This is a genomic window from Stenotrophomonas sp. Steno-Z10-HUANG (assembly GCF_056393075.1).
Genome location: NZ_JBWJPA010000011.1, coordinates 1 through 26,660, shown reverse-complemented (window position 1 = coordinate 26,660; position 26,660 = coordinate 1). Strand labels below are relative to the sequence as shown.

Sequence of the window (26,660 nt, the reverse complement as noted above, 5' to 3'; positions counted from 1 at the left end):
CGGTCAGACCGCCATCAGTTCCTGTTCCTTGAGCTTGACCACCTCGTCGACGTCCTTGATCGCCTTGTCGGTCAGCTTCTGGATCTCGTCCTGCGCGCGGCGGTCCTCGTCCTCGGTGATCGCCTTGTCCTTGAGCAGCCGGGCCACTTCCTGGTTGGCGTCGCGGCGGATGTTGCGGATGGCGACCTTGCTGTCCTCGCCTTCCTTGCTCACGGTCTTGGCCAGTTCCCGGCGGCGCTCTTCGGTCAGCGGCGGCAGGTTGAGGCGGATGGTGGTGCCCACGGTGGTCGGGGTCAGGCCCAGGTCGGAAGCGTAGATGGACTTCTCCACTTCCTTGATCATGTTCTTGTCGAACAGGGTGATGACCAGCGAGCGGCCTTCGGAGACGCTGATGCTGGCCACCTGGTTCAGCGGCGTGTCGGTGCCGTAGGCCTTGACCTTGATGCCGTCCAGCAGGGCCGGCGAGGCGCGGCCGGTGCGGATGGTGGTGAGGGTGTGGCGCAGAGCGTCGATGCTCTTGGCCATGCGCGCCTGCGCATCTTGCTTGATGTCGTTGATCATCGCCGGAATCCTGGATGTTTCTGGAACCGGCCGATTATAGGCGAACAGCCCTGCCGGCCGGACGGGAATCGTGAAGCCGGGCGCGGCCGATCCCGCGCGCCCGGTGCGTGGTCCCGCGGCGCGGGCCGGGGTCAGTGGGCGTCGCGGCCGTGCACCAGGGTGCCGATGTTCTCGCCGCGCAGGATCTTCAGCAGCTCGCCGGGCTGGCCCATGTCGAACACGCGCAGCGGCAGGTCGCTGTCGCGGGCAAGGGCGAAGGCGGCGGTGTCCATGACTTCCAGCCCCTGGCTGATGACCTGGTCGTAGCTCAGGGTGTCGTAGCGCACCGCGTCGGCATGCTTGTTCGGGTCCTTGTCGTAGACGCCGTCGACCTTGGTGGCCTTGAGCAGCAGGTCGGCGCCGATCTCGATGGCGCGCAGCGCGGCGCCCGAATCGGTGGTGAAGAACGGGCTGCCGACGCCGGCGGCGAAGATCACCAGCCGGCCCTTCTCCAGGTGGCGGATCGCGCGGCGGCGGATGTAGTCCTCGCACACGTCATTGATCTTGATCGCGCTCATCACCCGCGCCTTGGCGCCGAGCTTCTCCAGCGCGTCCTGCATGGCCAGTGCGTTGATGACCGTGGCCAGCATGCCCATCTGGTCGCCGGTGACCCGGTCCATGCCGCCGGCGGCCAGGCCGGCGCCGCGGAAGATGTTGCCGCCGCCGATGACCAGCGCCACCTCGGCGCCGGCCTGCTGCGCTTCGATGACCTCGCGCGCCAGGCGGTTGATGACCTTGGGGTCGATGCCGTAGTCCTCGTCTCCCATCAGCGCCTCCCCGGAAAGCTTCAGAAGGATGCGTTGGTAGGCGAGCTGGGACATGGACGACCTCGATGGCTGGAAAACGCGGGAATTCTAACGGATCGAAGGCCCGCCGGGCAGCGCTTTTGTTGCACTGCAATGACCGGCCCGGTGCCGCACCCGCGCGCGTTCAGCCGGAAGCCGGTTGCGGCTCGGGGGCGCGGGCGATCACCCGGTTGCGGCCCAGGCTCTTGGAACGGTAGAGCACGTCGTCGGCGGCCTTGAGCAGGTCCTGCACGTTGGCGAAGCGCTCATAGTCGCCGTGGGTGGCCACGCCCGCGGAAAAGGTCACGTGCAGTGGTGCGCCCTCGATCTCCGCCATCGGCGTCTGCGCGATGGTGTCCAGCACCCGCCGCACCACTTCCAGCGCGATGCGTTCGTTGGTGTCGGGGAACAGCACCACGAACTCCTCGCCGCCGAAGCGGGCGACGGTGTCGCTGGTGCGCAGCTGCTCCTGCAGGTGCGAGGCGAAGGACTGCAGCACCTGGTCGCCGGCCAGGTGGCCATGGGCGTCGTTGATCTTCTTGAAGTCGTCCAGGTCGATGAAGGCGATCGACAGCGGCCGGTTCATGTGCGCGGCGCGGGCGAACTCCTGCTCCAGCACCGTTTCCAGGTGGCGCCGGTTGAGTACCCCGGTCAGCGCGTCGAGGTGCGCCTGTTCGGCCAGGCGCCGGGCCATCAGTTCGAAATCATCGGCGCGCCGGCGGCTGGCGGAGGCGTCCTGCAGCTCGCGCAGGTTGCGCAGTTCCTTCAGTTCGTCGGCGTGGTCGAGCAGGAAGCGCAGGCGCGCGGAGCTGGGTACCGGCACGTCGAGCAGCGCGCACAGCTCGGGCAGCATCTGGCTGACCCGCTGCAGCACCAGCTCGAAGCCCTGGCTGTCCATGCCCAGCTCGCGGTAGGCGCGCTGCAGCGCATGGCTGCGCGCGGCGTCGGCATCGGCCGCCAGCCAGATTTCGGCCACGCAGCCGGACAGGGCGATGCAGCGCTGGAACAGGTCTTCGGGTTCGGCCGGGGGTTCGCTGCGGGCGATGCCCTCGACCAGGTACCGGGGCAGGTGCCATTGCTCGCACAGCTGCGCGCCGATGTCGGCATGGCTGCAGCCGAGGATGGCGCGCTCGTGGGCGAGCAGTTCCTCGTTGCAGGTGGCCTTGTCGAACAGCGCCGGGTAGATGTCCGGGCTGGCCTGCATCAGCGCCAGGGTGCCGACGTCCTGCAGCAGCCCGGCGAGCATCAGTTCCTCGACCCGGCGTACCCCGCTGCCGAGTCCAAGGAAGCGCGCGGCCAGCGCGCAGAGCACGCTGCGGCGCCAGATGCGCTCCAGCAGGCGCGGGTCCAGCCCCTCCTTGTCCATCGCGTTGGCCAGCGAGAAGCCCAGTGCCAGCTGCAGGGTCGCGTTCAGCCCGAGCATGGTCAGCGCCTGCCCGAGGTTCTCGATGCGGCGCCGGCTGGCATACAGCGGTGAATTGGCGATGCGCAGCATCCGCGCGCTCAGCGCCATGTCCATCGCGATGGCATCGGCCGCGGTGGCGATGTCGGTCTCCGGATCCTGCGCCAGCTCGATGATGCGGATGGCGATGCCCGGCGGCGAGGGCAGGTTGCGGCAGAGTGACAGCGCTGCGTTGAGCTCGGGGGACATGTCGGGGGAGGTGTTCAGCAGGCCATCAAGGATACAGGCAGGGCGGGGGCGGGCGGGTTTGCGTCACAGTATCGGGCAAAGGGACTTGAAGTCCACAGCAAAAGCCGGTCCGGCCGCCGTATGGCGGAAAAAAAAAGAAGCCGCGGAGTCCGCGGCTTCTTCTGGGCTCCGGATCGGGGCCGGGTCAGACCTGCATCGCCTTGGCGACTTCGGCGGCGTAGTCCTCGACCACCTTCTCGATGCCTTCGCCGACCACCAGGCGCTGGAAGCCGACGACGTCGCCGCCGGCGGCCTTCACGGCCTGCTCGACGGTCTTGTCGCTGTCCAGCACGTAGCTCTGGCCGTACAGGGTGACTTCGCTGATGATCTTGTTGATCTTGCCGCTGATGATCTTCTCCAGGATTTCGGCCGGCTTGGCCTTGTCCTTTTCGCTCATCTTGGCCAGCTCGATTTCCTTTTCCTTGGCAACGAACTCGGCCGGCACGTCGGCGGCCTTGTTGTGCGGCGGGTTCATCGCGGCCACGTGCATGGCCAGGCCGTTGGCCAGCTCGGCGTTGCCGCCGGCCAGGTCGACCAGCACGCCGATCTTGCCGTTGCTGTGCACGTAGGCACCGACGGTGTTGTTGCCGTCGACCTTGGCCAGGCGGCGGATCTGGATGTTCTCGCCCAGCTTCTGGATGGCGGCGGTGCGGGATTCCTCGACGGTCTCGCCGGAAGCCAGCTTGGCCGACTTCAGCGACTCGACGTCGGCGGCGCCGGAAGCCAGCGCGGCAGCGGCGACGGCGTCGACGAACGCCTTGAAGTTGACGTCATTGGCGACGAAGTCGGTTTCCGAGTTCACTTCGACCAGCACGGCCTTGCCGCCGTTCACGGCGACGCCGATGCGGCCTTCGGCGGTGACGCGGTCGGCCTTCTTGTCGGCCTTGGCGGCGCCGGACTTGCGCAGGGCTTCGGCAGCGGCGTCGATGTCGCCGTTGTTTTCGGCCAGAGCCTTCTTGCATTCCATCATGCCGGCGCCGGTGCGCTCGCGCAGTTCCTTGACCAGGGAGGCGGTGATTTCAGCCATGGGATTACCTCAACGATAGAAAGGGGCAGGCCGGCGATGATCGCCGGCCGTTGTTACGTGGCCCTGTCAGTGGCCGGCGCCGGTGGCGCTGCCGCAGGGGAGGCGGGTGGGGGCGCCACCCGCCGGGTGCATCAGGCCGAAGCCTCGTCGCCCTTCTTGGCGCCCTTCTTGGCCGGAGCGCGGCGGGCCGGCTTGGCTTCTTCGGCGGCAGCGGCGTCGGCGAACTCTTCCTCGCGCACCGAGGCGGCGTGCGGGGCGGCGGCCTTGCCTTCCAGCACCGCGTCGGCGGCGGCGCGGGCGTACAGCTGCACGGCGCGGATGGCGTCGTCGTTGCCCGGGATGGCGTAGTCCACCAGTTCCGGGTTGTAGTTGGTGTCGACCACCGCGATCACCGGGATGCCCAGCTTCTTGGCTTCCTTGATGGCGATGTCCTCATGGCCGATGTCGATCACGAAGATCGCGTCGGGCAGGCGGTTCATGTCCTTGATGCCGCCCAGCGAGGCTTCCAGCTTGTCGCGCTCGCGGCGCAGGCCCAGCACTTCGTGCTTGACCAGGCGGTCGAAGGTGCCGTCGGTTTCGCCGGCTTCCAGCTCCTTCAGGCGCGCAACCGACTGCTTGACGGTGCGGAAGTTGGTCAGGGTGCCGCCCAGCCAGCGCTGGTTCATGAACGGCATGCCGCAACGCTCGGCTTCTTCCTTGATGGCATCGCGCGCGCTGCGCTTGGTGCCCAGGAACAGGATGGTGCCGCGCTTCTGGGCAACCGACGAGATGAAGTTCATCGCGTCGTTGAACAGCGGAACGGTCTTTTCCAGGTTGATGATGTGGATCTTGCCGCGGGCGCCGAAGATGTACGGGGCCATCTTCGGGTTCCAGTAACGGGTCTGGTGGCCGAAGTGGACGCCGGCTTCCAGCATCTGGCGCATGGTGATCTGGGACATTGCAGAACTCCTGACGGGGAACCGGCGATTCCGCCCGCGGGCAAAGTGTGCGGGACGCGTGGAAGCGCGATGGGTTCCGGGGTTGGGCTTCCCTGTTGCCTCCGTGGCCGAACTCCTCGCGGAGCACCCCGGCACGGATGGGGGCAGCAGGTGTGGATTCACCGGTGACGCCCGGTGTGGGCGGCCTGGGCAGGCGCGGGGCCGGCAACGCAGCCGCCGAATTATAGGGTGCGCGGGGGCGCCACGCAAATTGCCGGGCCGGGCGGGCGACGGCGGCGCCGGAAAACTCGTTCAGGCAGGCGCCGATGGGTGATAATGGCGGCCATGAGCGTGAACCTGAAAACCCCCGAAGAAATCGCCAAGATGCGCATCGCCGGCCGCCTGGCGGCCGAAGTGCTGGACATGATCGGCGCGCACGTCAAGCCCGGTGTCACCACCGAGGAACTGGACCGCATCTGCCACGACCACATCGTCAACGTGCAGGGCGCGATCCCGGCCAACGTCGGCTACCGCGGCTTTCCCAAGACCCTGTGCACCTCGGTCAACAACGTCATCTGCCATGGCATCCCCAGCGAGGCCAAGGTGCTCAAGGACGGGGACATCGTCAACATCGACGTGACCGTCATCAAGGATGGCTGGCACGGCGACACCAGCCGCATGTACTACGTCGGCACGCCCTCGGTGATGGCCCGGCGCCTGGTGGAGACGACCCGGGAAGCGATGTGGCGCGGCATCCGCGCGGTGCGGCCGGGCGCCACGCTCGGCGACATCGGCCATGCGATCCAGGAATACGCCGAGTCCGAACGCTTCAGCGTGGTCCGCGAGTACTGCGGCCACGGCATCGGCAAGGTCTACCACGACGAGCCGCAGGTGCTGCATTACGGCCGTCCCGGGCAGGGGCTGGTGCTCAAGCCGGGCATGACCTTCACCATCGAGCCGATGATCAACGAGGGCACCCGTTACACCAAGGTGCTGCCCGACGGCTGGACCGTGGTCACCAAGGACCGCAAGCTCTCGGCGCAGTGGGAACACATGGTCGCCGTGACCGAGGACGGCGTCGAGGTGCTGACGCTGTCGCCGGCCGAGGCCGGGCACGCGCAACCCGGGGCGGCATGAGCCTGTTGCCGGCGGATCTGGTCCAGCACGTACCGGACGCGCCGGCCGACCCCGCGGGCGATGCGCAGTGGGCTGCCGCGGCGCGGCAGTCGCTGGCCCAGGCCGACGCGCGGCTGTGCCGGCGCTTCGAGCAGGGTGACAACATCGAGCGGCTGCTGGCACTGCGTGCGCGCTGCGTCGACCAGTTGATCCAGCAGGCCTGGCGGCGTTGCCTGGCGGGCGAGGGTGGACTGTCGCTGTTCGCGGTCGGCGGCTATGGCCGTGGCGAACTGTTCCCGCGTTCGGACATCGACCTGCTGGTGCTGGGCGAGCCCCAGGTGCAGCAGGCCAGCGAGGCCGCGCTGGCGCGCCTGTTCGCATTGCTGTGGGACGCCGGGCTGCCGGCCAGCCACGCGGTGCGCTCGGCCGCGCAGTGCGCGCAGGCCGCGGCCGACCAGACCGTGCTCACCGCGCTGATCGAGGCGCGGCCGCTGTGCGTGGCGACGGGCGCGCAGCAGGCGCTGGCGCGCGCGGTATCGCCGACCCTGATCTGGCCGGCGCGCGATTACTTCCTGGCCAAGCGCGAGGAGCTGCTGCTGCGGCACCAGCGGTTCGGCGATACCGCCGACAACCTGGAGCCGGACATCAAGGATGGCCCCGGCGGCCTGCGCGACCTCAATACCCTGGGCTGGATGGCGCTGCGCGCGTTCGGCGTCAGCGACATCGACGCGCTGGTCGGGCTGGGCCACCTGGGCCTGGACGAGGCCGCCGCGCTCAAGCGCGAGCGCGCGGTGCTGGCGCGGCTGCGCTTCGGCCTGCACCTGGTCGCGCAGCGCGCCGAGGAGCGCCTGCGCTTCGACCACCAGAAGGCGCTGGCCGAGCGCATGGGTTTTGCCGACGACGCCGGCAACCTGGGCGTGGAAAAGATGATGCAGGGCTTCTACCGCAGCGCGGCGGTGGTACGGCGGATCAGCGACCGCCTGCTGCAGCGGTTCGAGGAGCAGTTCGACGGCGAGGCATCGCCCGAGCCGGTCGGCGACGGTTTTTCGCTGCGCCGCGGCTACCTGTCGGCCGACGACCCGTTGTGGCCGCATGGCGACATCGCCCGCATCTTCGCCCTGTTCGCCTGCTGGGCGCGCACCCCGCAGGTGCGCGGGCTGCATTCGCTGACCGCGCGCGGCCTGGCCGAGATGCTGGACGAGATTCCCGCCTATACCGAAGTGGACGCGGCGGCGCGCGAACAGTTCATCGCCCTGCTGCGCGGGCCGCGCGCGGTGGACACGCTGGCGCGCATGGCGCGGCTGGGCGTGCTCGGGCAGTGGATACCGGCGTTCGCGCAGGTGTCCGGGCGCATGCAGTTCGACCTGTTCCACGTCTATACCGTGGATCAGCACACGCTGATGGTGCTGCGGAACATCGGCGTGTTCGCCGCCGGCCGCGCCGACGAGCGCTTCTCCATCGCCCACGAGGTCTGGCCGCGGCTGCGCAAGCCCGAGCTGCTGCTGCTTGCCGGTCTGTTCCATGACATCGCCAAGGGCCGTGGCGGCGACCATTCCGAACTCGGCGCGGTGGACGCGCGCGCGTTCTGCGCCGCGCATGGCCTCAGCGCCACCGACACCGAACTGGTGGCGTGGCTGGTGGAGCAGCACCTGCGCATGTCGGTCACCGCGCAGAAGCAGGACATCACCGACGCCGAGGTGATCCACCGCTTCGCCGGGCTGGTCGGCAGCCGCGAACGGCTCGATTACCTGTACCTGCTGACCTGCGCGGACATCGCCGGCACCAGCCCGAAGCTGTGGAACGCCTGGAAGGACCGGCTGCTGGCCGACCTGTATTTCGCCGCGCGCCGCGCCCTGCGCGAGGGCTTGGAACAGCCGCTGCCCGAGGCCGAACGGGTACAGGAAGCGCGCGCCAGCGTGCGCGAACTGATGCGCGCGCTCGGCCATGCCGATGCGGTGATCGAGCGCCAGTTCAGCGCGATGCCCGACGAGAGCTTCGTGCGCTTCCGGCCCGAGCAGCTGGTGTGGCAGGCCACATCGCTGATGGAAGTGGCGCGCGGCGGCACCCTGGTCAAGGCGCGCAGGATCGCACCGGAAAGCGACGCGCTGGAAGTGTTCGTGCATTCGCCTGACCGCGACGGCCTGTTCGCCGCGATCGTGATGACCCTGGACCGCGCCGGCTACAGCATCCACCGCGCGCGGGTGCTCGACGGGCCGGAGGACACCATCTTCGATACCTTCGAGGTGACCCCGGCCGGCAGCTTCGCCGACGGCGATACCGCGCGCCTGGAGCTGCTGCTGCGCAAGGCGCTGGCCGGCGACATCCAATGCCTGCGGCCGGCGCGGCGGGTGATCCCGCGCCAGCTCCGGCATTTCCGCTTCGCGCCGCGCATCGAGTTCATCGAGAACGCCGAGCATGCGCGCACGGTGTTGAACCTGGTGGCGCCGGACCGCCCGGGCCTGCTGGCCGACGTCGCGCACGTGCTGCGCGACCAGCAGCTGCGGGTGCAGGATGCGCGCATCGCCACCTTCGGCGAACGCGCCGAGGACCAGTTCCAGCTGACCGATCGCCACGATCGCCCCCTTACCGAAACTTCCCGGCAGGCACTGCGCGACGCATTGCTGGCCTGCCTGGAGCCCGACAGAACGCCAGGAGACCCCCGCTGATGGCCACCCGGAAGCACGCCGCCAAGAAGCCCGCCCCGACCAAGACCGCTACGACCAGGATCGCCGCGAAGAAGGCCGCGCCGAAGAAGGTCGCCGCTGCGGCGGCGCCGGCCGCGAAGCCGGCCAAGGCGCCCAGGAAGACGCCCGCGGCCCGGCCGAAGGCGATCGAATCGATCGGTCCGCGCAGCCTGCGCAAGCCGCCGGCGCCGGGCGTGGCGGAAATGAAGTTCGGCATCGAGAGCGCGTTCGAACGCCGCGCGATGCTGACCATGGACGAGATCGAGGGCTACACCCGGCCGCTGGTCAACCGCGTCATCGACGGCCTGGAGTCGGGCGAGTTCCGGGTCGCCGAGCCGGATGGCAATGGCGGCTGGAAGGTCAACGAGTGGTTGAAGAAGGCGGTGCTGCTGTACTTCCGCGTCAACGACATGAGCGTGATGGACGGGCGTCCGGCGCCGTTCTGGGACAAGGTCGAATCGCGCTTCGGCGGCTATGGCGAGGCCGAATTCCGCGCCGCCGGGGTGCGCGTGGTGCCCGGCGCCATCGCCCGCCGCGGCGCCCACTTCGGCCGCGACGTGGTGCTGATGCCCAGCTTCACCAACATCGGCGCGTACGTGGGCGAGGGCACCATGGTCGATACCTGGGCCACGGTCGGCTCGTGCGCGCAGGTGGGCAAGCACTGCCACCTGTCCGGCGGCGCCGGCATCGGCGGCGTGCTGGAACCGCTGCAGGCCAGCCCGACCATCATCGAGGACCACTGCTTCGTCGGCGCGCGCTCGGAAGTGGTCGAAGGCGTGGTGGTCGGCCACCACAGCGTGATCGGCATGGGCGTGTTCCTGAGCCAGAGCACGCGCATCTACAACCGCGCCACCGGCGAGATCAGCTACGGCTACATCCCGCCCTACAGCGTGGTGGTGTCCGGCTCGCTGCCGAGCAAGGACGGCACCCATTCGCTGTACTGCGCGGTGATCGTCAAGCAGGTCGACGCCCGCACCCGCAGCAAGACCAGCGTCAACGACCTGCTGCGCGGCCTGGCCGACTGATGTTCCTCCTCTCCCTGGCCGGAGAGGGCAAGCCCTGGATCCTGCAATGACCACTCTCTACGGACTCAAGAACTGCGATACCTGCAAGAAGGCCAGCAAGTGGCTGGACCGTTTCGGCGTCGCCCATGCTTTCATCGACTACCGCGAGCACAAGCCCAGCCCCGAGACCCTGGTCGAATGGGCCGGCAAGGCCGGTGGTTTCGACGCGCTGGTCAACAAGTCCTCGACCACCTGGCGGCAGTTGCCCGATGCGCGCAAGGCGCCGGGCTCGGACGCCGAGTGGAAGCTGCTGCTGCGCGAGTACCCGCAGCTGATCCGGCGCCCGCTGGTGGTCACCGACGACGGCGCGCTCAGCCAGGGTTTTTCCGACAACGGCTTCAAGCAGCGCTTCGGCATCGGGTGAGGCAATGGCGCCGATGGACGATGTGGTCGAACTGACCTGCGAACTGATTGCCCGGCCGTCGGTGACCCCGGACGACGCCGGTTGCCAGCAACTGCTCGGCGGCCGCCTCCGCGCCGCCGGCTTCCACTGCGAGCACCTGCGCCTGGGCGAGGTCGACAACCTGTGGGCCACCCACGGCAGCGGCGCGCCGGTACTGGTACTGCTGGGGCATACCGATGTGGTCCCCAGCGGCCCGGTTGCGGCCTGGACCAGCGATCCCTTCCAGCCGGAGGTGCGCGACGGCATGCTCTACGGCCGCGGCGCGGCCGACATGAAGGGCAGCGTGGCCGCGTTCGTGGTCGCCGCCGAACAGTTTGTCGCTGCCCATCCCGATCATCCGGGCACGCTGGCGGTATTGCTGACCAGCGACGAGGAGGGCGATGCCATCGATGGCGTGCGCCACGTCGCGCGCCTGTTCGGCGAGCGTGGGCAGCGCATCGACTGGTGCATCACCGGCGAGCCGTCGTCCACCGCGACCCTGGGCGACCTGCTGCGCGTGGGCCGCCGCGGCAGCCTGTCGGCGACGCTGCAGGTCAGGGGCGTGCAGGGCCATGTCGCCTATCCGGACAAGGCGCGCAACCCGATCCACCTGGCCGCCCCGGCGCTGGCCGAACTGGTCGCGCGGCACTGGGACGACGGCTACGAGAGCTTCCCGCCGACCTGCCTGCAGATTTCCAACATCAACGCCGGCACCGGCGCCGGCAATGTCATCCCCGGCGACCTGCAGGTGATGTTCAACCTGCGCTACAACCCGCACTGGAATGCCGGGCGGCTGGAGGCGGAGATCGCCGCGCTGCTGGACCGCCATGGCCTTGATTACACGCTGCGATGGCACCGCAGTGGCGAGCCTTTCTACACCCCGGAAGGACGCCTGCGCAGCGTCGCGCGCGAGGTGCTGGCCGGGTTTGCCGGCGCCACGCCCGAGGAGAGCACCGGTGGCGGCACCTCCGACGCCCGCTTCATCGCGCCGCTGGGCGCGCAGTGCATCGAGGTGGGACCGGTCAACGCCAGCATCCACCAGGTGGACGAGCACGTGCGCCTGGACGACCTGCGGGCGCTTCCCGACCTGTACCGCCAGTTGATCGCGCGGCTGCTGGTCTGATCCGCCCGCGGCCGCCGCGGCGGCCGTGGGATCGCGGGCGCGCACGCACGGGCACATCGGTTGCCCACGAAACAGTTGCACGCCGTCGCAGGGCCACGCTATCGTCGGCCCCATGAACCGCAACGCCCGCACCAACGTGAACGTGTCGAACAACCGCAATAATGCGGTTGCGAACAATCGCGCGCGGCCGATGCGGGTCTGCGACTGAGCCACAAGCACCATACGCCCAGTGACCAGAAAACCCGCATCGGCCGATGCGGGTTTTTTGTTGCGTGCGTGGGTCCCTCCACAAGCGCCCGGCCAGCCATGACCGGGATTCAACGAAAAGCCCCCACAACCAGGAGCAGTCCCCATGTGTTCCATCTTCGGCATCTTCGGCCTGCAGGCGGGCGACGACCTGCAGGCGCTGCGCCGCCAGGCCCTCGAACAATCGCAGCGCCAGCGCCACCGCGGCCCCGACTGGAGCGGCGTGTACGTGGACGAGCGCGCCATCCTCGTGCATGAACGCCTGGCCATCGTCGACCCGGCCGGCGGTTCGCAGCCGTTGCTGTCCGAGGACGGCACGCTGGCGCTGGCGGTCAACGGCGAGATCTACAACCACCGCGAATTGAAGCAGGAACTGGTACAGCCCTATGCGTTCCAGACCGGCTCGGACTGCGAGGTGATCAATGCGCTGTACCGCGAGGACGACCCCGCGTCGTTCCTCAACCGGCTCAACGGCATCTTCGCCTTCGCCCTGTGGGACAAGGTCGCCGGGCGCGCGATCATCGCCCGCGACCCGATCGGCGTGGTGCCGCTGTACTGGGGGCATGACAAGCAGGGCCGCCTGTGCGTGGCGTCGGAGATGAAATCGCTGGCCGATACCTGCGCCGACGTGGCCCAGTTCCCGCCGGGCCACTGGTACGACAGCGCCACCGGCGAGCTGCTGCAGTACTACGCGCGGCCGTGGCGCGACTACGACGCGGTGCAGGGCGTGGAGGTGTCCCGGCAGGCGCTGCGCGAAGCCTTCGAGGCCGCCGTGCACCGCCAGCTGATGACCGACGTGCCCTATGGCGTGCTGCTGTCCGGCGGGCTGGATTCGTCGCTGGTGGCGGCGGTGGCCGCGCGCTACGCCCGCCATCGCATCGAGGACGGCGACCGCAGCGAAGCCTGGTGGCCGCGCCTGCACAGCTTCGCCATCGGCCTGGCCGGCTCGCCCGACCTGGCCGCGGCGAAGATCGCCGCCGACATGCTCGGCACCGTGCACCACGGCTTCGAGTACACCTTCGAGGAAGGCCTGGATGCGCTGCCGGAAGTGATCCGCCACATCGAGACCTACGACGTCACCACCATCCGCGCCTCCACGCCGATGTTCCTGCTGGCGCGGCGGATCAAGGCGATGGGGGTGAAGATGGTGCTGTCCGGCGAAGGCAGCGACGAGATCTTCGGCGGCTACCTGTACTTCCACAAGGCGCCGAACGCGCGCGAGTTCCACGAGGAGCTGGTGCGCAAGCTCGACGCGCTCAACAACTACGATTGCCTGCGCGCCAACAAGTCGATGATGGCCTGGGGCGTGGAGCCGCGGGTGCCGTTCCTGGACCGCGCCTTCCTCGACGTGGCGATGCGCATGGACGCCCGCCACAAGATGGTGGACAAGGCCAGCGGCCGCATCGAGAAGGCGGTGCTGCGCGAGGCGTTCGAGGGCTACCTGCCCAGGGAAATCCTGTGGCGGCAGAAGGAGCAGTTCAGCGACGGCGTCGGCTACGGCTGGATCGACGGGCTCAAGGCGCATGCCGAGGCGCAGGTCAGCGACCGCGAACTCGCCGCCGCCGACAAGCGCTTCCCGTACAACCCGCCGCAGACCAAGGAGGCGTACTACTACCGCAGCCTGTTCGAGCAGTTCTATCCCAGCCCGGCGGCGGCGGAGACGGTGCCGGGCGGCAAGTCCATCGCCTGTTCCTCGCCGGCGGCGATCGCCTGGGACGCCAGCTTCGCGACGATGGCCGATCCGTCCGGTCGCGCGGTGGCCGGCGTGCACGCGCAGGCGCTGGCGGGATGACTAGGGCGGCGGCGCGCTGCTGCGCCGCCGGTCTTTCCTCATCGCACGGCGCATCTGTCCCTGGGGCCGGCGCGTCCGTATCCATCGCGGCGGCGGTCCCTGCCTGGAGCCGCCGCGGCTCATCTCACTGTTGCGCTCAAGGGGGTTTTTCGATGCGTGCGTATTCGTTGCTGGTGTCCGGTCTGCTGTGCGCGGTGCCTGTCGCTGCCGCGGAGGTGCCGCTGGAGCGCCACGCGCTGGGCAGTTGGGAAGCGGATATCGGCTACAGCGGCGTGGTGCGCGATGGCGACACGCTGTATGTGTCCGGCGTGCCGTGCCGCGGCCAGGACATGCAGGCCGCGGTGCGGGCGTGCTAAGGCGAATTGACGAAGATCCTGCAGCGCTTCGGCGCCGACAGCAGCCAGGTGGTGAAGGAAACCGCGTACACCACCGACATGGATGCGCTGGTCAAGGCCATTCCGGCGCGCAAGGCGTTCTTCGCCGACGGCAGGTACCCTGCCGCGAGCTGGGTGCAGGTCAGCCGCCTGTTCAACGCGGAGGACATGCTCGAGGTCGAATGGACGGTGCGCCTGAAATAGCGCCGCGCGTTGGCTGATCCGTGCTGCGCCCGCCGCTTCAGCGCGGGCGCAGCACCAGGGTGTGGGTGGTGGCGCCCGGCAGGAATGGCGTCGGCCGGCCGTGTACCCAGTCGTCGTGGCCGGCGCCCCAGAACGGCGACAGCGGATGGCCGCTCTGGCCACCGGGCATGTGCACGATGCCGTCGGCTTCATGGCCGGGCGAGACCACCATGCGCTCGGACGCGCCGAAGTCGGGCGTCTGCACGCGTGGCATGTTGCCGTCGCCGGGCAGCGCCTGTGCCGGCATGCACAGCCAGCGCCTGAACAGCGCAGGCAGCGCACGCGACACCGGGTGGCAGATCGCCGCGGTGTTGCGCTCGCCCCAGGTACGCGCGGCCAGGTCGTGGCCCTGCGCGGCCAGGTCCGCTTCCAGTTGCCGCGCGATGTGCGCCAGCAGTTCGTCCCAGCGCTTGAACGGCGCTGGCAGCAGGTGCGGCGGGCGCTGTTCCAGCAGCGGCCAGGCCACGCCCTCCAGCTGTGGCAGGCGCGGCGCCACGAAGTCCTCCCCGAGCCGCTGCCGCGCGGGCGCCAGCAGGCCGTCCTCCAGCGTATCCAGGACGATGCCGCGGAAGCCGCGGGCGATGCGGTAGCTCGCCGAGTCGACCGCGGCGCGGCCGTCCCAGTGGCGGCTGGCCGCTTCCAGCCGCCGCAGCGCCGGGTCGTCACTGTGCTCCACGGTGGCGCGCAGCAGCTTCCACCAGCGCTCCATCAGCACGGCACGATCGTCGAGCTGGATGGCGAGCAGGTCGCGCTCGTCGAACTGTTCGCGCGCGAACAGGCCGTCGCGGACCTGGCGTGCCCGCGCGCCGAGGTCGTAGCCGCCATCGCCGGCCTCGGCCAGCATGGCACCATCGAGCACGCGGCCATTGGCGGTCCACAGGCGGTGGTCGGCGGGATCGACCAGCGACGGCGCCTGATCCGTGCGCAGTGGCCACGGATGGCAGGGTTCGTTGAAGGGCGACGTGCCCGGCGGCAACGGCGCATCGGATGTGTTGGCGATGCCGCCGGCGGTGCACGTCCCGCTGCGGTCCGGGCGTGCGCCGGCCAGGCGCCAGGCAATGCGGCCGTGGCGGTCGGCCAGCAGCAGGTTCTGCGCGGGGATGCCGGCGCGGTCGGCCACCGCCAGCGCGGCGTCCAGGTCGCCGGCGCGGGCCATGTCGGCGAAATCCAGGCGCACCGCGCCCGGCAGCTGTGCGGTCCAGCGCAGCGCCAGCCGGCTGCCGTCGGCGTTGTCGTGCAGCACCGGGCCCCAGTCGCTTTCGCGTACGACCAGGGTGTCGGCGGGCGCGCCGGCCACGGCGATGGTTTCGTGGTATTCGCGCAACGGCGCGGTGGCCGGCAGGCGCGCGAAATCGGCGGTGTCGATGTAGCTGTTGGTGAAGCCCCAGGCCACATGGGTATTGCTGCCGACGATCACCACCGGCAGCCCCGGCAGGCTGAACCCGGCCACGTCGACCTTGCCGCCCGGGGCGGCCGCATCGGGATGGCGCAGGCGCACGCGGAACCAAAGGTTGGGCGCGCGCAGGGCCAGGTGCATGTCGTCGGCCAGGATCGCGCGGCCATCGCGGGTGAGCGCGCCGGCGACGGCGAAGTTGTTGCTGCCCGGCGCGCTGTCGGCCGCCACCGGTGGCCAGCCGATCCCGCTGTCCCGCCGCGGCGCGGGGGCAGGACGCGCGGCCGTGGCCTCGCCGCCGCCACTGCCGGCCAGCTGGCGCAGGTCCAGCGTCGCCGCATCGGGCAGCGGTGCATCGCCGCGCGCGGCGCCGAACAGTGGCGCATCCCAGCTGCTGCCGTCGTGCGCGAGCAGGGCATAGAGCGCGGGTGGCACCACTTCGCGGATGCGGGCCAGGGCCAGCTCGCGGCTGTTGCCCGGGTCCTGCAGGTCGGCGTACATCGCCAGCCCGGCCAGCACCGAATCCTCCAGGCGCCAGGGGCGCGGCTGCTGGCGCAGCAGCAGGTAGGGCCAGGGCCGTGCCGGCAGTGCCGCCAGCCCGGCGTTGACGCCGTCGCGGTAGGCCTCGAGCACCGCGCGGCGCTCGCCCAGGGCGACGTCCAGGGTGTCGTGCGCGCGCGTGCGCAGGCGGTGCACGCGCATGCGCCGGTCCAGCGGCAGGGCCTTGGCGCCGAACAGCTCGGCCAGCTCGCCGGCCGCCGAGCGCCGCATCAGGTCCATTTCGAAGTAGCGTTCCTGGGCGTGCACGTAGCCCAGCGCGCGGGCCATGTCGCGCTCGTCGGCGGCATCCACCGTGACCATGCCGTTGCCGTCGCGCTGCACCTGGACCGGGGCCGACAGCCCGGGCAGGGCGAGCTCGCCGTCCAGTTCCGGCAGGCTGCCGCGCAGCAGCAGCCAGAGCCCCCCCGGCACAAGGATCGAAAGCCCCAGCACGACCCACAGCGAACGCAGCAGCCAGCGCCTCATGCGCCTCTCCCCCGGCCCCAGGAAGCGCGATTGTAGGCGAGGGCGGTGCCGTACGCAGGGCGCAACTGAAACTGATTCCGATTAGATCATCGCCGTGCCGGATCGGGCATCCTGTGCCCCTACGCATATCAGGAGCACCCCCATGCAGGGACACCCGGAAGTCATCGATTGCCTGAAGGAGCTGCTGCGCGGCGAACTGGCCGCGCGCGACCAGTACTTCATCCATTCGCGCCGGTACGAAGACCAGGGTCTGCATGCGCTGTACGAGCGCATCGGCCACGAGATGGAGGAGGAGACCGGGCATGCCGACGCGCTGCTGCGGCGGATCCTGTTCCTGGGCGGCGACCCGGACATGCGCCCGCACGTCTTCGCCCCCGGCAAGAGCGTGGTCGAGATGCTGGAGAAGGACCTGCAGACTGAATATCAGGTGCGCGCCAACCTGGCCGCGGCGGTGAAGCTGTGCGAGTCGCACGGTGACTACGTCAGCCGCGACATCCTGATCGCGCAGCTGCGCGACACCGAGGAAGACCATGCCTGGTGGCTGGAGCAGCAGCTGGGCCTGATCAAGCGCATCGGCCTGGAGCTGTACCAGGCCAGCAAGATGGATGCGAAGGGGTCGCCGGCGCATTGAGCGTGGCCAACCCACGCCCATGAGCGACGAAGGCCGGGAATTCCCGGCCTTTTCGTTGATGCAGGGAGCGTGCCTGTCAGTCGCCGGCGCGCCGCATGCGGTAGACCGCGGTGGACAGCGCGCTGACGCCTTCGGCGCGGAAGCCGGGCTCCTGCGCGAGGATGTCGCGGCGCTCGGCCAGTTCCACCCGCCACGCCGGCGCGAACGATTCCACTTCCGTCTGGCCCACCGCGAATGGCGGCCCGGCCTTTTCCGCCTGCGGGTATTCGAGCGTGATCAGCAGCGCGCGGCAGCCGGCCGGCAGCCGTGCGTAGACGGTGTCGCGGTAGCGCTGGCGCAGTTCCGGCGGCAGCGCGATCAGCGCAGCGCGGTCGTAAAGCCCGGCGATACCGGCCAGGGTCGCGTCATCGAGGGTGAAGGCGTCGCCCAGGATGATCTCGATCGGGCCGGCGCTGAAATGCTCGCCCAGCGCGCTGCTGCGGCGTTCGGGCCGCAGCCCGGCCTCGGCGAAGAACTGCGTCACCGCCAGCGGCGAGATCTCCACGCCGAGCACGCGGTGGCCCTGCGCGGCCAGCCAGTGCATGTCCAGGCTCTTGCCGCACAACGGCACCAGTACCCGGCTGCCGGGATCGAGCTGCAGCGACGGCCAGTGCCGCTCGAGCAGCGGCATCACCTCGGCGCGGTGAAAGCCGATTTGTCCCTGTTGCCAGCGCTGCAGCCAGAATTCGGGTTGCATGGGAGCTTCCAATGAGTTGGGGACAAGGTGAGAACAATAACCCTCATGCGCCCGAAGGCCGGCCATCCGTAGGTGCGGGGCTTGCCCCGCACAGGGCTTCCGGTGCGTTGAGGGCAAGGGGAAACAATAGCCATCCTGCGCCCGGCGGCAGGTCATCCGTAGGTGCGGGGCTTGCCCCGCACAGGGCTTCCGGTGCGTTGAGGGCAAGGGGGAAACAATAGCCATCCTGCGCCCGGCGGTAGGCCATCCGTAGGTGCGGGGCTTGCCCCGCACGGGGCATTGCCGGCGATGCTCCATGCGGGGCAAGCCCCGCATCTACGACGGCGCTCGACGTCCAGCCCTTCCACCTTCTGCCGCGCCACGCCTGCGCATGGCAACGGCGATGCCGGCCGCGCCGCCGCGCGCCAGTGAAACGGGTTATTGGACGTCCAGGCCTTCCACCTTCTGCCGCGCCACGCCTGCGCGTGGCGACTGCAATACCGGCCGCGCCGCCGCGCGCCAGTGAAACGGGTTATTGGACGTCGAGGCCTTCCACCTTCTGCCGCGCCACGCATGCACATGGCAACGGCGATGCCGGCCGCGCCGCCGCGCGCCAGTGAAACGGGCTACTGGACGTCGAGGCCTTCCACTTTCTGCCACCCCCTCGGCAGCAGGTGCCCGCGGCTGGCCCGCGCGCCCACGTACGCATCCAGCTCCTTGAACGACAGGTTCATGGTGCGCTGGCCGCTGCGCACCTGCAGGGTGGCGCCGGGCGATACCGCGACCACCGCGACCACGCGCTCGGTGGCGAGCTTGGCCTTGGGGATCTCGATGATCTTGTTGCCCTTGCCCTTGTCCAGCTCGGGCAGGTCGCTGGCCGGGATGGCGAGCATGTTGCCGGCGCTGGTGACCGCGACGATGCGGTCGCTCTGCGGGTTGGCCACCACCATCGGCTGCAGCACCGCCGCGCCGGGGGACAGGTTGAGCATGGCCTTGCCGGCCTTGTTGCGGCCGGTGAGGTTCTCGAAGCGGGTGACGAAGCCGTAGCCGTGCGAGGAGGCGAGCACGAAGCGGGTGTCGTTGTCGCCGCTGGCCAGGGTGACGAAGCTGCTGCCGGCGGCCGGCGAGAAGCGGCCGGTCAACGGCTCGCCGTTGCCGCGCGCGGAGGGCAGGGTGTGCGCCGGCGTGGAGTAGGCGCGGCCCTCGCTGTCGAGGAACGCCACCTGCTGCGTGCTGCGCCCGCGCACCGCCGCCAGCAGGCTGTCGCCCTCGCGGTAGGACAGGCCGGCGGCGTCGACGTCGTGGCCCTTGGCCGCGCGCACCCAGCCCTTCTCCGACAGCACCACGGTGACCGGCTCGCTGGCGACCAGCTCGGTCTCGTCGATGGCCTGGGCGGCGTCGCGCTGCACCAGCGGCGAACGGCGCTCATCGCCGAACTTCTTGGCGTCGGCCAGCAGTTCGTCCTTGACCAGTTTCTTCAGCTTCGCGGCGCTGCCGAGGATGGACAGGATCTTCTCGCGCTCGGCGGCCAGCTCGTCCTGCTCGCCGCGGATCTTCATTTCCTCCAGACGGGCCAGCTGCTTGAGCTTGGTCTCCAGGATGTACTCGGCCTGGTCCTCGGACAGGCCGAAGCGGGCGATCAGCGCCGGCTTGGGTTCGTCCTCGGTGCGGATGATGTGGATCACCTCGTCCAGGTTGAGGAAGGCCACCAGCAGGCCTTCCAGCAGGTGCAGGCGGCGCTCGACCTTCTGCAGCCGGTGGTTGAGGCGGCGGGTGACCGTGTCCTGGCGGAAGCGCAGCCACTCGTCCAGCAGCTGCCGCAGGTTCTTGACCTGCGGGCGGCCGTCCAGGCCGATGACGTTGAGGTTTACCCGGTAGCTCTTCTCCAGGTCGGTGGTGGCGAACAGGTGGCCCATCAGCTGCTCGGCGTCGACGCGGCTGGAGCGCGGGATCAGCACCACGCGCACCGGGTTGGCGTGGTCGGATTCGTCGCGGATGTCCTCCAGCCAGGGCAGCTTCTTGGCCCGCATCTGCTGGGCGATCTGCTCGATCACCTTGGACGGCGACACCTGGTGCGGCAGCGCGGTGATCACGATGTTGCTGCCTTCCCTGAGGAAGGTGGCGCGGGCGCGCACGCTGCCGTTGCCGGTCTCGTACAGCTGCCGCAGGTCGCTGGCCGGGGTGATGATCTCGGCGGTGGTCGGGTAGTCCGGGCCCTTCACGTGCTCGCACAGGTCGGCGACGGTCGCGTCCGGGTCGTCGATCAGCCGCACCAGCGCGCTGACGATCTCGTTGAGGTTGTGCGGCGGGACGTCGGTGGCCATGCCCACGGCGATGCCGGTGGTGCCGTTGAGCAGCAGGTGTGGCAGCCGTGCCGGCAGCCAGCTCGGTTCCTCCAGCGTGCCGTCGAAGTTGGGCGACCAGTCGGTGGTGCCCTGGCCCAGCTCGCCCAGCAGCACCTCGGCGATCGGGGTCAGCTTGGATTCGGTATAACGCATGGCCGCGAACGACTTGGGGTCGTCGCTGGAGCCGAAGTTGCCCTGGCCGTCGATCAGCGGGTAGCGGTAGGAGAACGGCTGGGCCATCAGCACCAGCGCTTCGTAGCAGGCGCTGTCGCCATGCGGGTGGTACTTGCCGATGACGTCGCCGACGGTGCGCGCGGACTTCTTCGGCTTGGACGCGGCGTTCAGGCCCAGCTCGCTCATCGAATAGATGATGCGGCGCTGCACCGGCTTGAGCCCGTCGCCGAGGAAGGGCAGGGCGCGGTCCAGTACCACGTACATGGAATAGTCGAGATAGGCGCGCTCGGCGTACTCGCGCAGCGGCTGCTGCTCGAAGCCGTGGAAGGCGGGGCGTACGAGTTCGGTCATGCGGGGCTGTTACCTGGTGCTGGGGGGCGGCGACGGCCGTCGCCCCCGCGAGCCGGTGATTATCCGGATGCGGTCGGGGATGCCAAGCCACGGGCCCGGGCCCGGGCCCGCGCCGGCCGCTGGCGCGATTGATCCAATGCTGCAACGGCGCATTTCATGCCGGATGGAATATTTCCATTGTGAATTATTCCGGATGCAATAAAATGCGCGCCCATGATCTGCGCGACCACCAACCCTCCCAGCTTCGGCCTGCTGCTGCGCCAGACCCGCGACGGCCTGGCCCGGCAGCTCGACGCCTCCATGGCCGAAGAGAACATCGGCATCGGCTTCACCCATTTCGTGGGCCTGAAGACGCTGGCGCACATGGCGCCGTGCACCGCCAACGAACTGGCGCAGGCGCTGGACCAGGTGCCCAGCGCGGTCACCCGCCTGCTGGACAAGCTCGAATCGCTGGGCTGCGTGCGCCGCGAGGCGCATGCGCAGGACCGGCGGGCGCTGCAGATCGTGCTGACCGAACAGGGCCGCGAGCTGTGCGCGCGGCTCAAGAAGCGCGGCGACGCGGTGATGGATTACGCCATGCGTGACCTGAGCCCCGACGAACGCGCGCAGCTGATGTCCCTTCTCACCCGCATCCGCGACTCCCTGACGCCCCCATGATCCCTTTCCCCGTCTCCCACTCCATGCGCCAGCGCGCGCGGCCGCTGTTGCCGGCGACGCTGGTGCTGGCGCTTGCCGCCTGCGCCAGCAGCGGCGGACTGCAGCCGCAGGGGCGGCTGCTCGACACCGACAGCCTGCACAGCGAACGCACCCTGGCCACCAGCGACCTGTCGGTGGCCGCATTCCCGGTCAGTGACTGGTGGCGCGCCTTCGGCGACCCGCAGCTCGACGCGCTGGTGGCCGAGGCGCTGGCCGGCCATCCCAGCCTGGACGCGGCCGACGCACGCCTGCGCCAGGCCCAGGCGCAGGCCGGCATCGCCCGCGCCGAGCGCCTGCCGAGCCTGTCCGTCTCCGGCGGCTACACCGGCGTGCGCCTGCCCGAATCGATGGTCGGCGAGGAACTCGGTGGCCGCTACATGGGCAGTGGCCAGGTCGCATTCGATTTCAGCTACGGCTTCGACCTGTGGGGCGGCAAGCGCGCCAGCTGGGAAGCGGCGGTGGACACGGCGCATGCCGCCGCCGTCGATGCCCAGGCCGCGCGCCTGAAGCTGGCCTCGGGCATGGTCCAGGCCTATGTCGAACTGGATCGTGCCTGGCGCGCCCACGACATCGCCGAGCAGGAGCTGGAGCGTGCGCGCAAGACCCTGCAGCTGGTGCGCCAGCGCCGCGCCGCCGGCATCGACAGCGACCTGCAGGTGCGCCAGGCCGAAGCCCGGGTTCCCGCCGCGCAGCAGCAGCTGCAGGCCGCGCAGCAGCAGATCGACGCCGCGCGCACCGCGCTGGCCGCGTTGCTCGGCCAGGGCCCGGACCGCGGCCTGGTCATCGCCCGTCCGCAGGCGCTGGACGTCACCGCGCTGCAGCTGCCGGGCGTGCTGCCCAGCGAGCTGCTTGGGCGCCGCCCGGACATCGTCGCCGCGCGCTGGCGGGTGGAAGCGGCCGCCAGGCAGATCAAGGTCGCCAAGGCCCGGTTCTACCCCAGCTTCAACCTGACCGCGCTGGCCGGGGTGGTCGCGCCCAACGTCGGCGACCTGCTCAGGAGTGGTTCCACTTTCGCCTACCTTGGTCCGGCACTGAGTCTGCCGATCTTCGAAGGTGGCCGCCTGCGCGCCGGCCTTGCCGGTGCCGACGCCAGCTACGACCTGGCCGTGGCCGGCTACAACCAGACCGTGGTCGATGCGCTGCGCGAGGTGGCCGACCAGGTCAACGCGGTGCGCTCGCTCGAGCAGCAGGTGCAGTCGCAGCAGCAGGCGGTCGCCACCGCCGGCTCGGCGTTCGAGCTGGCCGGCCAACGCTACCGCGCGGGCATCGGCAACTACCTGGACGTGCTATCCGCGCAGTCGCAGCTGCTCGGTGCGCAGCAGGCGCTGACCGCGCTGCATTCGCAGCAGTTGCTCGCCGCCGCGCGCTTGAGCCAGGCGCTGGGCGGCGGCTATGCGCCGTCGGCCGACGGCGTCGCCGCCCCGCTGTCCTCCTCTTCCCCCGTGTCCCCGCATTCCTGAGAAACACCCCATGAGCCAGACCCACACTCCTGAAGCTCCCGTCGTTGGCAGCCGCCGTGGCCGGCTGCTGCGCGGCCTGCTTGTCCTCGTCGTCCTGCTGCTGGCGGCGTTCGCGCTGTGGTATTTCGCCTTCGGCCGCTGGTTCGAGGAAACCGACGACGCCTACGTGCAGGGCAACCAGGTGCAGATCACCCCGCAGGTGGCCGGTACCGTGGTCGCCATCGCCGCCGACGACGGCATGCGCGTGGAGCGCGGCCAGCTGCTGGTGCAGCTGGACCCGGCCGACACCGAGGTTGCGCTGCAGCAGGCCGAAGCCAACCTGGCGCGCACCGTGCGCCAGGTGCGCGGCCTGTACCGCAGCGTGGAAGGCGCGCAGGCCGACCTCAACGCCCGCCAGGTCACCCTGCGGCGCGTGCGCGAGGACTTCGCCCGGCGCCGCGACCTGGCCGCCAGTGGCGCGATCTCCAACGAGGAACTGGCCCATGCCCGCGACGAGCTGGCCGCGGCCGAGGCCGCGGTGGCCGGTTCGCGCGAGACGGTGGAACGCAGCCGCGCGCTGGTCGACGACACCGTGGTCGCGACCCAGCCGGACGTGAAGGCCGCCGCCGCGCAGCTGCGCCAGGCGTGGCTCAACAACGCCCGTGCGGGCATCGTCGCGCCGGTCGCCGGGTATGTCGCGCGGCGCTCGGTGCAGGTCGGCCAGCGCGTGCAGCCGGGCACGGCGCTGATGGCGGTGGTGCCCGCCGAGCAGATGTGGGTGGACGCCAATTTCAAGGAAACCCAGCTGCGGCACATGCGCCTGGGCCAGGAAGTGGAACTGCGCTCGGACCTGTACGGCGGCGATGTGAAGTACAAGGGCCGCATCACCAGCCTCGGGTTGGGCACCGGCTCGGCGTTCTCGCTGTTGCCGGCGCAGAACGCCAGCGGCAACTGGATCAAGATCGTGCAGCGCGTGCCGGTGCGCATCGCCATCGACGCCAGCCAGCTGGCACAGCATCCGCTGCGCATCGGCCTGTCGATGAAGGCCGAAGTGAGCCTGCGCGACCAGAAGGGCGGCGTGCTGCCGGCCAAGCCGGCCGAGGGCACCGTGTTCGATACGGACGTCTACGCCAGGCAACTGCATGACGCCGACGCGGCGATCGCGCGGATCATCCACGACAACCTGCCGCGCCAGGCCGGCTGAGGTCGCCGCGCATGTCCGCTCAAGCTCCGGCCATGCCGCAGCCGGCCGCCGGTTTCGCGCCGCCCAGCGTGGCGCTGTGTACCGTGGGCCTGGCGATGGCCTCGTTCATGCAGGTGCTCGACACCACCATCGCCAACGTCTCGTTGCCGACCATCGCCGGCAACCTCGGCGCCAGTTCGCAGCAGGCGACCTGGGTGATCACCTCGTTCGCGGTCAGCACCGCCATCGCGCTGCCGCTGACCGGCTGGCTCAGCCGCCGTTTCGGCGAACGCAGGCTGTTCGTGTGGGCGACGCTGGCGTTCGTCATCACCTCGCTGCTGTGCGGCCTGGCGCAGAGCATGGGCATGCTGGTGCTGTCGCGTGCGCTGCAGGGTTTCGTCGCCGGGCCGATGTACCCGATCACGCAGTCGCTGCTGGTGTCGATCTACCCGCGCGAGAAACGCGGCCAGGCGCTGGCGCTGCTGGCCATGATCACGGTGGTCGCACCGATCTGCGGGCCGATCCTCGGTGGCTGGATCACCGACAACTACAGCTGGGAATGGATCTTCCTGATCAACGTGCCGCTGGGCATCTTCGCCGCGCTGGTGGTCGGCGCCCAGCTCAAGGGCCGGCCCGAGCACATCGACACGCCGAAGATGGACTACGTCGGCCTGGTCACCCTGGTGATCGGCGTCGGCGCGCTGCAGCTGGTGCTCGACCTGGGCAACGACGAGGACTGGTTCGCCTCGACCAAGATCGTGGTGCTGTCGTGCGTGGCGGTGGTGTCGCTGGCGGTGTTCCTGATCTGGGAACTGACCGACAAGGACCCCATCGTCGACCTGCGCCTGTTCCGCCACCGCAACTTCCGCGCCGGCACCCTGGCGATGGTGGTGGCCTACGCGGCGTTCTTCAGCGTGGCGCTGATGATGCCGCTGTGGCTGCAGCGCGACATGGGCTACACCGCGATCTGGGCGGGCCTGGCGACGGCGCCGATCGGCGTGCTGCCGGTGATCCTGGCGCCGCTGGTGGGCAAGTACGCGTCGCGCTACGACATGCGCATGCTCGCCTCCATCGCCTTCGTGTTCCTGTCGTTGACCAGCTTCATGCGCTCGGGTTTCAACCTGCAGGTGGATTTCCAGCACGTGGCCGGGGTGCAGCTGATCATGGGCGTGGGCGTGGCCCTGTTCTTCATGCCGGTGCTGCAGATCCTGCTGTCGGACCTGGACGGGCGCGAGATTGCCGCCGGCTCCGGCCTGGCCACCTTCCTGCGCACGCTGGGCGGCAGCTTCGCCGCGTCGCTGACCACCTGGCTGTGGGCGCACCGTACCCAGCAGCACCATGCGCACCTGACCGAACATGTATCGGTGTATACGCCCGGCATGCAGGAGCAGGTGCTGGCGATGGGGCACGGTGACCTGCAGCACGGCGCCGCGCTGTTGAACAGCATGATCGACCACCAGGCCTCGCAGATGGGCTTCAACGACATCTTCTATCTGCTGGGCTGGACGTTCCTGGCGATCATCGCCTTCCTGTGGCTGGCCAAACCGCCGTTCGGCGCCGGTGCTGGCGCGGCCAGTGCCGGCGGTCATTGAGTCACCGCGATCCCCGCCCGCAAGGCGGGGATCGTCGTATCCGGGCGGGGGCGGTGGACGGGGCGCAACCCCGGCGGAGTCGCAGCGTGCCGCAGATACGAAAAAACCCGCTTGCGCGGGTTTGATCTGTTGAGTCGTGGTGCCCAGGAGAGGACTCGAACCTCCACGGTTTTACCCGCTAGTACCTGAAACTAGTGCGTCTACCAATTCCGCCACCTGGGCGACTCAGGGCGGCAATTGTGCCGATGGCCGGACGCGGTGTCAACGCTTCGTGCAGGCATTCGTGCGCGCTGCGCAGGGAGGGAAGGAGGCGTGCAATACAGGGCGTGCACGCCGCAGCGGGTGCGGGGTTCCGCTGCCGTGCGTCGATCGCCGCCGGAAGATGGCAGCCGGTTCCGGACGACGCGCCTGGGAATGAAACCAGGGCCGCCGTCTGCCGGCGTGCGCCCGACGCATGGTGCATGGTCGCAGATACGAAAAAACCCGCTTGCGCGGGTTTGATCTGTTGAGTCGTGGTGCCCAGGAGAGGACTGGCGCTCTGACGGTCCTATCCATCTCAAGTTGTTGATTGATAAAGCTTTGTGTTCGGTTTTGGTGCCCAGATGTCACATATCATCGTCGCATATCGACACAGGCTTGGCTATGGTTGGTTGGCCTTCCGTCGTGGAGGCTTCTTGACGCGAGGGGGCTTGCTCAGCCCCAAATGACGAAATACTCGACGAACTTGGGTGGCGGTCCAGAGGGAGCCGCGTCGGGTCGGCCAGCCTTCAGCGTTGAGCCATTCGGCGTACTGCGTATCGGTCATCCCCGATTGCTGTCTTGAAGCGTCCAAGAGCTTTTCAGCGGTACTCATGGCATAGGCATGGGCGAGTGCTCGCCGCTTCGCGTTGGCGCTGTCCGTGTCTTCGTTCCGGACCATCTTTAAGTCTGGGTTGCCTCCGGGCCTTGCCATATCCGGCTCCTAATTGCGAAATGTAAAATCGCATTACAAATACCTCACGAGAGCACGGCAACGCAATGCTCCGTGAGGAACGCAATGGAAGATTGGGAATACGAAGCACGACAAACCGAA

21 protein-coding genes and 1 tRNA gene are annotated in these 26,660 nt (G+C 69.4%); 13 read left to right on the top strand and 9 right to left on the bottom strand.

What is annotated here, in order from left to right; genetic code table 11:
• Positions 1-3: 3 nt before the first annotated feature.
• The 5 genes from frr to rpsB all read right to left on the bottom strand — a co-directional run bounded on the left by frr (position 4) and on the right by rpsB (position 5,040).
• Positions 4-561 (bottom strand): ribosome recycling factor, encoded by a 558-nt coding sequence (gene frr, locus AC06E6_RS13920; protein WP_104939197.1) that lies wholly within the window; start codon positions 559-561, stop codon positions 4-6.
• A gap of 131 nt (positions 562-692) precedes the next feature.
• Positions 693-1,421 carry a UMP kinase gene (gene pyrH, locus AC06E6_RS13915; protein WP_054666822.1) on the bottom strand — a complete coding sequence of 243 codons (729 nt, stop codon included), beginning with the start codon at positions 1,419-1,421 and terminating at the stop codon, positions 693-695.
• A gap of 109 nt (positions 1,422-1,530) precedes the next feature.
• Positions 1,531-3,036: a GGDEF domain-containing protein gene (locus AC06E6_RS13910; RefSeq protein WP_161614657.1), complete on the bottom strand. Its 1,506-nt coding sequence runs from the start codon at positions 3,034-3,036 to the stop codon at positions 1,531-1,533.
• Between the two features lie 184 nt (positions 3,037-3,220).
• Positions 3,221-4,102: a translation elongation factor Ts gene (gene tsf, locus AC06E6_RS13905; RefSeq protein ID WP_104939195.1), complete on the bottom strand. Its 882-nt coding sequence runs from the start codon at positions 4,100-4,102 to the stop codon at positions 3,221-3,223.
• A 131-nt stretch (positions 4,103-4,233) separates the two neighbouring features.
• Positions 4,234-5,040, bottom strand: a complete 807-nt coding sequence (gene rpsB, locus AC06E6_RS13900; RefSeq protein ID WP_104939194.1) for a 30S ribosomal protein S2 — start codon at positions 5,038-5,040, stop codon at positions 4,234-4,236.
• Between the two features lie 324 nt (positions 5,041-5,364).
• Between rpsB and map the strand changes: the two genes are divergently transcribed.
• From map to AC06E6_RS13860, 8 genes are all read left to right on the top strand, one after another.
• The gene (map, locus tag AC06E6_RS13895; protein ID WP_233996193.1) at positions 5,365-6,156 is read left to right on the top strand and encodes a type I methionyl aminopeptidase; all 792 of its coding nucleotides are present in this window, start codon (positions 5,365-5,367) and stop codon (positions 6,154-6,156) included.
• Positions 6,153-8,801 (top strand): [protein-PII] uridylyltransferase, encoded by a 2,649-nt coding sequence (locus AC06E6_RS13890; protein ID WP_478061719.1) that lies wholly within the window; start codon positions 6,153-6,155, stop codon positions 8,799-8,801. Before map ends, AC06E6_RS13890 begins: the two co-directional genes overlap by 4 nt.
• Positions 8,801-9,844, top strand: a complete 1,044-nt coding sequence (gene dapD, locus AC06E6_RS13885; protein ID WP_478061718.1) for a 2,3,4,5-tetrahydropyridine-2,6-dicarboxylate N-succinyltransferase — start codon at positions 8,801-8,803, stop codon at positions 9,842-9,844. The genes AC06E6_RS13890 and dapD overlap by 1 nt, the downstream gene beginning before the upstream one ends.
• 46 nt (positions 9,845-9,890) lie before the next feature.
• Positions 9,891-10,247, top strand: a complete 357-nt coding sequence (locus AC06E6_RS13880; protein WP_104939190.1) for an arsenate reductase — start codon at positions 9,891-9,893, stop codon at positions 10,245-10,247.
• 13 nt (positions 10,248-10,260) lie between these two features.
• The gene (gene dapE, locus AC06E6_RS13875; RefSeq protein ID WP_478061716.1) at positions 10,261-11,388 is read left to right on the top strand and encodes a succinyl-diaminopimelate desuccinylase; all 1,128 of its coding nucleotides are present in this window, start codon (positions 10,261-10,263) and stop codon (positions 11,386-11,388) included.
• 352 nt (positions 11,389-11,740) lie between these two features.
• Positions 11,741-13,426: an asparagine synthase B gene (asnB, locus tag AC06E6_RS13870; RefSeq protein ID WP_409475620.1), complete on the top strand. Its 1,686-nt coding sequence runs from the start codon at positions 11,741-11,743 to the stop codon at positions 13,424-13,426.
• A gap of 152 nt (positions 13,427-13,578) precedes the next feature.
• Positions 13,579-13,782 carry a hypothetical protein gene (locus AC06E6_RS13865; RefSeq protein ID WP_478061713.1) on the top strand — a complete coding sequence of 68 codons (204 nt, stop codon included), beginning with the start codon at positions 13,579-13,581 and terminating at the stop codon, positions 13,780-13,782.
• 6 nt (positions 13,783-13,788) lie between these two features.
• A complete protein-coding gene (locus tag AC06E6_RS13860; protein WP_478061711.1) occupies positions 13,789-14,004 on the top strand; it encodes a RidA family protein in 216 nt (71 codons plus the stop codon).
• Between the two features lie 37 nt (positions 14,005-14,041).
• Here AC06E6_RS13860 and AC06E6_RS13855 read toward each other — a convergent pair whose 3' ends face one another.
• Positions 14,042-16,462, bottom strand: a complete 2,421-nt coding sequence (locus AC06E6_RS13855; RefSeq protein WP_478061709.1) for a penicillin acylase family protein — start codon at positions 16,460-16,462, stop codon at positions 14,042-14,044.
• Positions 16,463-16,604: 142 nt separating this feature from the next.
• Between AC06E6_RS13855 and AC06E6_RS13850 the strand changes: the two genes are divergently transcribed.
• Positions 16,605-17,093 carry a bacterioferritin gene (locus AC06E6_RS13850; protein ID WP_104939187.1) on the top strand — a complete coding sequence of 163 codons (489 nt, stop codon included), beginning with the start codon at positions 16,605-16,607 and terminating at the stop codon, positions 17,091-17,093.
• A gap of 76 nt (positions 17,094-17,169) precedes the next feature.
• Here the strand turns inward: AC06E6_RS13850 and AC06E6_RS13845 are convergent, their stop codons facing one another.
• Positions 17,170-17,829, bottom strand: a complete 660-nt coding sequence (locus tag AC06E6_RS13845) for a thiopurine S-methyltransferase (protein ID WP_240211795.1) — start codon at positions 17,827-17,829, stop codon at positions 17,170-17,172.
• A 605-nt stretch (positions 17,830-18,434) separates the two neighbouring features.
• The gene (parC, locus tag AC06E6_RS13840) at positions 18,435-20,678 is read right to left on the bottom strand and encodes a DNA topoisomerase IV subunit A (protein WP_240211796.1); all 2,244 of its coding nucleotides are present in this window, start codon (positions 20,676-20,678) and stop codon (positions 18,435-18,437) included.
• A 213-nt stretch (positions 20,679-20,891) separates the two neighbouring features.
• On the opposite strand from parC, the gene AC06E6_RS13835 reads away from it, so the two are divergent.
• Genes AC06E6_RS13835 through AC06E6_RS13820 form a run of 4 tightly spaced genes read left to right on the top strand, consistent with a single transcriptional unit; the run spans position 20,892 to position 25,588 of the window.
• A complete protein-coding gene (locus AC06E6_RS13835) occupies positions 20,892-21,335 on the top strand; it encodes a MarR family winged helix-turn-helix transcriptional regulator (protein WP_104939183.1) in 444 nt (147 codons plus the stop codon).
• Positions 21,332-22,834: an efflux transporter outer membrane subunit gene (locus AC06E6_RS13830; protein WP_240211797.1), complete on the top strand. Its 1,503-nt coding sequence runs from the start codon at positions 21,332-21,334 to the stop codon at positions 22,832-22,834. The genes AC06E6_RS13835 and AC06E6_RS13830 overlap by 4 nt, the downstream gene beginning before the upstream one ends.
• Positions 22,835-22,844: 10 nt before the next feature.
• Entirely contained in the window at positions 22,845-24,017 is a 1,173-nt protein-coding gene (locus AC06E6_RS13825; RefSeq protein WP_240211798.1) for an HlyD/EmrA/EmrK family protein, read from the top strand.
• Between the two features lie 11 nt (positions 24,018-24,028).
• On the top strand, positions 24,029-25,588 hold the full coding sequence (locus tag AC06E6_RS13820; RefSeq protein WP_161614643.1) for a DHA2 family efflux MFS transporter permease subunit: 1,560 nt from the start codon (positions 24,029-24,031) through the stop codon (positions 25,586-25,588).
• A 137-nt stretch (positions 25,589-25,725) separates the two neighbouring features.
• Here AC06E6_RS13820 and AC06E6_RS13815 read toward each other — a convergent pair.
• Positions 25,726-25,810 (bottom strand) — tRNA-Leu (locus AC06E6_RS13815).
• Between the last annotated feature and the right edge of the window lie 850 nt (positions 25,811-26,660).

Coding starts and splice junctions, on each gene's coding strand:
- AC06E6_RS13820 (WP_161614643.1), top strand. CDS start 24,029: ATGTCCGCTCAAGCTCCGGCCATGCCGCAGCCGGCCGCCGGTTTCGCG.
- AC06E6_RS13890 (WP_478061719.1), top strand. CDS start 6,153: ATGAGCCTGTTGCCGGCGGATCTGGTCCAGCACGTACCGGACGCGCCG.
- AC06E6_RS13825 (WP_240211798.1), top strand. CDS start 22,845: ATGAGCCAGACCCACACTCCTGAAGCTCCCGTCGTTGGCAGCCGCCGT.
- AC06E6_RS13880 (WP_104939190.1), top strand. CDS start 9,891: ATGACCACTCTCTACGGACTCAAGAACTGCGATACCTGCAAGAAGGCC.
- AC06E6_RS13910 (WP_161614657.1), bottom strand. CDS start 3,036: ATGTCCCCCGAGCTCAACGCAGCGCTGTCACTCTGCCGCAACCTGCCC.
- AC06E6_RS13845 (WP_240211795.1), bottom strand. CDS start 17,829: ATGCAACCCGAATTCTGGCTGCAGCGCTGGCAACAGGGACAAATCGGC.
- AC06E6_RS13865 (WP_478061713.1), top strand. CDS start 13,579: ATGCGTGCGTATTCGTTGCTGGTGTCCGGTCTGCTGTGCGCGGTGCCT.
- tsf (WP_104939195.1), bottom strand. CDS start 4,102: ATGGCTGAAATCACCGCCTCCCTGGTCAAGGAACTGCGCGAGCGCACC.
- AC06E6_RS13855 (WP_478061709.1), bottom strand. CDS start 16,462: ATGAGGCGCTGGCTGCTGCGTTCGCTGTGGGTCGTGCTGGGGCTTTCG.
- dapE (WP_478061716.1), top strand. CDS start 10,261: ATGGACGATGTGGTCGAACTGACCTGCGAACTGATTGCCCGGCCGTCG.
- AC06E6_RS13830 (WP_240211797.1), top strand. CDS start 21,332: ATGATCCCTTTCCCCGTCTCCCACTCCATGCGCCAGCGCGCGCGGCCG.
- pyrH (WP_054666822.1), bottom strand. CDS start 1,421: ATGTCCCAGCTCGCCTACCAACGCATCCTTCTGAAGCTTTCCGGGGAG.
- dapD (WP_478061718.1), top strand. CDS start 8,801: ATGGCCACCCGGAAGCACGCCGCCAAGAAGCCCGCCCCGACCAAGACC.
- rpsB (WP_104939194.1), bottom strand. CDS start 5,040: ATGTCCCAGATCACCATGCGCCAGATGCTGGAAGCCGGCGTCCACTTC.
- map (WP_233996193.1), top strand. CDS start 5,365: ATGAGCGTGAACCTGAAAACCCCCGAAGAAATCGCCAAGATGCGCATC.
- asnB (WP_409475620.1), top strand. CDS start 11,741: ATGTGTTCCATCTTCGGCATCTTCGGCCTGCAGGCGGGCGACGACCTG.
- frr (WP_104939197.1), bottom strand. CDS start 561: ATGATCAACGACATCAAGCAAGATGCGCAGGCGCGCATGGCCAAGAGC.
- parC (WP_240211796.1), bottom strand. CDS start 20,678: ATGACCGAACTCGTACGCCCCGCCTTCCACGGCTTCGAGCAGCAGCCG.
- AC06E6_RS13850 (WP_104939187.1), top strand. CDS start 16,605: ATGCAGGGACACCCGGAAGTCATCGATTGCCTGAAGGAGCTGCTGCGC.
- AC06E6_RS13835 (WP_104939183.1), top strand. CDS start 20,892: ATGATCTGCGCGACCACCAACCCTCCCAGCTTCGGCCTGCTGCTGCGC.